This is a genomic window from Streptomyces sp. NPDC003393 (assembly GCF_053589015.1).
The window spans coordinates 1-5,065 of the sequence record NZ_JBSFRB010000092.1 but is presented as its reverse complement, the minus strand read 5'-3'; the positions used below and the strand labels follow the sequence as shown (position 1 = coordinate 5,065).

Below are 5,065 nucleotides of genomic sequence, written 5' to 3'. Positions count from 1 at the left end.
CGCCAGCCGGGCAGCGGCCGAACAAGTGAACCTGAAACCACGTCAATCCATCCTGACCTGCTAGTCAGCCACTCCCGCGCAGCGGGGGAACCTCACACTCAGCTCGACCGCTGGGCCTACCTCCAGCGGCTGGGTATCGACGACGAGCATGCCGTGAGCTCCGGTCTCGTCATGGCAGCGCCGGAGGAAGAAGGATGCCCAGGAGCGGAAGAAGGCTGAACGTGTCACCTCAGCCCTTGTCAAGACCGCGTGGAGCGGCTGACACCAGTGGCTGACACCAACAAGCGCGAACAGCAGCGGTCGACGCCGGACCACAGTGGACGATCGGCCGAGGCTCAGGCCCGGTTGGTCGACGTCGACGGCCCCCCGTGATCGACCTGATAAGGACGAGGCCGGACCTCAAAGCCCGTACCCACCGCGGATGCCGGTCCGACCCGATGGACGTCACCCTGTCTCTGCTTCGGCCATGACGACCCCGCCGACCAGATGGCTAACCTCGCGCTCATCAGTCCCATGCATTGAAGAGCACCCCGCCCAGCGTGGTGATGCCGTAGAAGCGAATTTCACGCCATTCGCCCTGTGTAAGCCCCGAGGTGTCCACGTCGGAAAGAGGTGTGGTGAGCTGTTCGCGATCAAGCACCACGAATCCGGCGTGCGCGAAGGTGCCGGCCCAGTGCGGCGGTGCGACGAAGCCCTGGCTGTACCGGTCCCCTCGTTCCTGAGCGAACGCGATCCAGGGGTGATACGCGTGACAGAGAATGATGCACTCGCCCGTGCCATCGACGACCGACGCGGTGTGGAACGTGCGAGGGTATGCCTGCGGCTCGACCTGGCCGACCCTGCCTCTGGCAGTGCGGGCGGCTGCGTACAGAGCGCTTCGGAAAGCCCGTAGGTCGGTTTCGGGGAGTGGACCGTCCTTCGGCCGGTAAAAGCCTGTCGCGCCCCGCGGCAGGCTGAAGCCCGTCTTCTCATCGTCGACCATGCGGCCATCTTGCCGCTGCCTCTGAGCAGCGCCGAGAGCTTACCGGCGGGGTGGTGAGAAGCGTGCCCCCCGTGCCCGGTCGAGCGGGAAGCCACGGGGAACACCGGGCAATCGCGGTACGTGGACATGCCGACGGCCCCCGACCAAACACGCAGGTCAGGGGCCGTTCTCACTGCTCGCAGAGCGGAGGCGGTGGGATTTGAACCCACGGTGACATCGCTGCCACGACGGTTTTCAAGCCTTCTCCCGGCGCTTGAGCTGTGCTTTGGTCTCTTCCTGCACGATCTCGCTACAGGCAGTATGGCCATGTGAGCCAGGACCAGGAGGCGAACCGATTGACGACAGCGCTTCGTGACTCGGAATCGGAATCGTGGTTTCGAAGAGCCGCGGCCGGCCGACAGCTTGCGGCGTGGGCCGAGCGGGAAGAGGTCGGCCCAGTCCTTGAGCGGCTGATCGGAAAGTCCAAGTCCGGGAGGGCAGGCGGCAGCATCCGGGCCGCTTGCGGCTCGGATGAAGGGGACGGGCCGATCAGGCTGATGTCGGGGTAAGGGCGACCTGGTGGCCGAGGGCCTGGAGCTGGCGGACGAGGTCACGGGTCTTGCGGGCGGGGTCGAGGTAGCGGCGATGCCAGTCAGCACCGAGTTCCTGGTAGAAGGCGTCCGGTTCGTTGATCAGGTGCCAGGCGATGACGAGTATCGAGCGGGCGACGGCGACCAGGGCTTTGGCGTGGCCGCGGCGTTTGACGATGCGCCGGTAGCGGGCGCCAAGGAAGGTGTCCGTGCGGGCGGCGGCGTTGGCGGCCTCGCCGAGGGCGCCCTTGAGCCAAGGGTTGCCCTGCCCGGCTGGGCCCGCTGTGTGCTTCGCGCCGGACTGGATGGTGCGTGGACACAACTTCACCCACGAGACCAGATGTTCGGGGGTGGAGAAGCGGCTCATGTCCGCGCCGATCTCGGCGAGGATGATCTGTGCGGTAGCCGGTCCGATCCCGGGAACGGCGTCCAGCTTCTCAGCCAGAACCCGTGCACTGACCGTCGCGACGGGCTCCCTGCCGGTGACCGAGCGGTCTGGAGGGGTGGTGATCTCCTCCAGGGTCCGGGCGATCAGCCGGTCGAGTTCGCCGATCTGTGCGGTGAGGTGGTCGACAGTGCCCAGAAGCATCTTCAGCAGCCGGGCGTGATGATCCTCGAACTGCCCGGTCAGGGCCTCGATGAGGGCCGGCTTCTTCTTGACCAGGTTGCCCCTGGCCAGCTCGGTCAGAGCACGCGGGTTGCGTTCTCCGGCGACCATGGCGTCGAGCATGGCCCGCCCGGACATGCCGAACAGGTCCAAGACGACGTCGGACAGTTTGATCTGAGCGTCTTGCAGAGCCTTGTCGACACGGTGCTTGTGCCGGGTGCGTTCCTGGACGAACACGGTGCGGGTTCGGGTGAAGTCCCGTAGCTGCCGCACCGGCTTGGGCAGGACGAACGAAGCGCGGACCATGCCGCGTTCGGCGAGCTTGGCCAGCCAGACCGCATCCAGCTTGTCTGTCTTCGGACGGCCGAGGACGTTCTTCACGTCCCGCGCATTGACCAGCCAGCAGTCCAGGCAGCGGGCCTCCAACAGGTAGAAGAACGGACGCCAGTACGAGCCCGTCGCTTCCATCACTACCCGCTCGACACCCTTGAAGTTCCCCCCTGATCATGGACGGCGGATTTTTACGCTGCGGGGGTGAGGTCTTGGGTCACCAGAGCTCTGGTTTCGAGTGGGGTGACGTAGCCGTACTCGGGGTGCTTGCGCAGTCGGGTGCGGTTGTACTCGACCTCGATGAAGCGGAAGATGTCGGCGCGGGCGGCCTCGTGGGACTCCCAGACGGTGGTCCCGATCTCTGCTTTCAGCAGGCCGAAAAAGCTTTCGGCTGCCGCGTTATCGTAACACGACCCCGTTCTTCCCATGCTCTGCCTCAGCTTCAACTCCCGTATGCGCTTGCCGTATTCACCGGACGTGTATTCACTGCCGCGATCGGAGTGCGCGATGCAGCCCTCTTTCAGCGCGCCACGGCCGACAGCCGTCTTCAGCGCGTCGACCACGAGTTCGGCCCGGTGATGGTCGGCCATCGCATACCCGACCACCTCGCGCGTGGCCAGGTCGATGACCGTGGCCAGGTACCACCAGCCGGCGAGCGTGGGCAGGTAGCTGATGTCGGAGACCGGCTTCGTGCCGGCCTCGGCGGCGGTGAAGTCCCGCCCGATGAGGTCCGGTGACGGTGCAGCCTTGGTGTTTGCCTTCGTAAGGCTGCGGCGCTTGCGGCGGGTGACACCGCGGATGTCGCGCTCCCGCATGATCCGCTCGACCTTCTTCCGGTTGATCCACCGTCCGTCGCGCCGCAGTGCGGCCGTCACGCGCGGGGCGCCGTAGGCGCGCGGGGAACGGGTGTGGATCTTCCGGATCTCATCGGCCAGCTCGTCCTCCTCCGCCTGCCTCGCCTCAGCAGCGGGCTTCGCTGCGAGACAGGCGTAGTACGCCGAGCGTGTGACCTTCAGCACCCGGCACAAGAACGCGACCGGCCAGCCGCCGGGGGTTCATGGGCGCAGCACGGCGCCGGGAAGGAGCTGAAGAGGTCTCCAGCGTGGGTTCACCGTACGGAGTGAGTACTCACTCCGTCAATTCCTTGCCTGGGACTGCCCTTGTGTCCGGCAGAGCTGTGCCGCGTGACCCCGGACTCGGCCGAGCAGCCTGACGGTCACCGGCCACCCCCCTAGGATCTTCCTTGTTTCCGATCATGTCCGGGAAGGCGGCCACGTGGTGTGCGGTAGGGGACGAATAGCTCGGCGGGCGTGCTGGGTACTGGCGCTCGCGGCGTCGACCACCCTGGTGGCCGGTTGCGGCGACGGCCGAGGCGATCCGCCCTCGCGTCCGGCTGCCGGGCCCGCGATCAGAAGTTGCGTGACATCCTCCGGAGGCCTCGTGGCCGACCTGAACGGCGACGGCACGGCCGACCATGTCTCTCCTCCCTCCCTCACCGGCGCCGACCTGATCATTACCTTCGGAGCCAAGGACGGGCCGGACACGAAGACCGGGCCCCGGGGCCTCGTAGGGGATCGCGGCGAGGACGCGAAGGACGTGCTGGCCGTCGTGGCCGACTTCGACCAGGACGGCTGGAACGACCTCTTCGTCACCGCAACCGACACGTTCAGCGGCGACGACCCGCTGGAGCCGGACGTCTCCGAGCTGCGGCTCGGCCCTTTCTCGGCGCGCGGGCGCGGACAGAGCGATCACCACGTCGACCTGACCGAGCCGCGCGCTGTCGCCGTCGCCGACTACAACCAAGACCATTACCCGGACCTCGCGTCCTACGGCCACGAGGGCGACGGCGTCTACTCGACGACGGCCCGTCTCGGCGGCGAGAAGGGCCTCGACCGGGAATCCGACGAGGAAAACAGGGGGTACGCGCAAAAAGCCGATCAGACCGACCAGCAGACCCCCGACTCCATGCCCGAGGCCGACTTGACGGCGTTCTACCCGGCCTGCGACGGCGACGAGGGCACCGGGTGACAAGCGGCGCCTGAAACGGCGAAGGGTCGACCTGAGAGAAACACCCTCGTGAATCGGCCCTCCGTCTGTGCCCCGGCAGCATTCGAACCTGCGACGTCCGCTTTAGGAGTTCGATCCGGCCCCACTCCTCCGTCTGCTGGCATCAAGTGGTGTGACGGCCAGGCAAAGACGCTGACACCGGATCCCGCAAGGATTCGTCCTTGAGCTCCGGGTGCAGGTCGAAGCCGAGCCGTGACTCCAGCGCGATGAGCCGATCGCGCTCTGCCGGCCTTCGCAGCATGGCGTGATCGGCGGGCGAGTTCGAACAGAGCCACGACTCAAACCGAATCCACTCACGCTCGAACGCAGGAAGATCTATCTGTGTCATCCGCTGAACATAGACGGTCGCACTGACAGCAAGCTCCCGGGCCAGGCTGGACGGACTGACCGGCAGAAGTTCAGAAACACCTACTTACTTGTTCTTTTTCTTCCGGCCTCGAACGACGCCTCGAACTGGGTCGCTCACCTGGGGATTCGCCGGACGTGGGGGCGGCCTTCGTCTGATCCTGT

General features: G+C 66.3%; 3 protein-coding genes and 2 pseudogenes. 1 reads left to right on the top strand and 4 read right to left on the bottom strand.

Annotation, left to right across the window (positions count from 1 at the left end; genetic code table 11):
* Positions 1 to 505 precede the first annotated feature (505 nt).
* The 3 genes and pseudogenes from ACWDUZ_RS38420 to ACWDUZ_RS38410 form a co-directional block, all read right to left on the bottom strand.
* Entirely contained in the window at positions 506 to 982 is a 477-nt protein-coding gene (locus tag ACWDUZ_RS38420; RefSeq protein WP_451636464.1) for a hypothetical protein, read from the bottom strand.
* Between the two features lie 528 nt (positions 983 to 1,510).
* Positions 1,511 to 2,635: pseudogene (locus ACWDUZ_RS38415) on the bottom strand (IS110 family transposase); the annotation flags it as partial.
* A gap of 44 nt (positions 2,636 to 2,679) precedes the next feature.
* Positions 2,680 to 3,522 (bottom strand): annotated as a pseudogene (locus ACWDUZ_RS38410) (IS3 family transposase); the annotation flags it as partial.
* Between the two features lie 406 nt (positions 3,523 to 3,928).
* On the opposite strand from ACWDUZ_RS38410, the gene ACWDUZ_RS38405 reads away from it, so the two are divergent.
* Positions 3,929 to 4,516, top strand: coding sequence for an FG-GAP repeat domain-containing protein (locus tag ACWDUZ_RS38405; RefSeq protein ID WP_451636463.1), 588 nt, complete (start codon positions 3,929 to 3,931; stop codon positions 4,514 to 4,516).
* Between the two features lie 142 nt (positions 4,517 to 4,658).
* On the opposite strand, the gene ACWDUZ_RS38400 is transcribed toward ACWDUZ_RS38405, so the two are convergent.
* Positions 4,659 to 4,883 (bottom strand): hypothetical protein, encoded by a 225-nt coding sequence (locus ACWDUZ_RS38400; protein ID WP_451636462.1) that lies wholly within the window; start codon positions 4,881 to 4,883, stop codon positions 4,659 to 4,661.
* Positions 4,884 to 5,065: the final 182 nt, after the last annotated feature.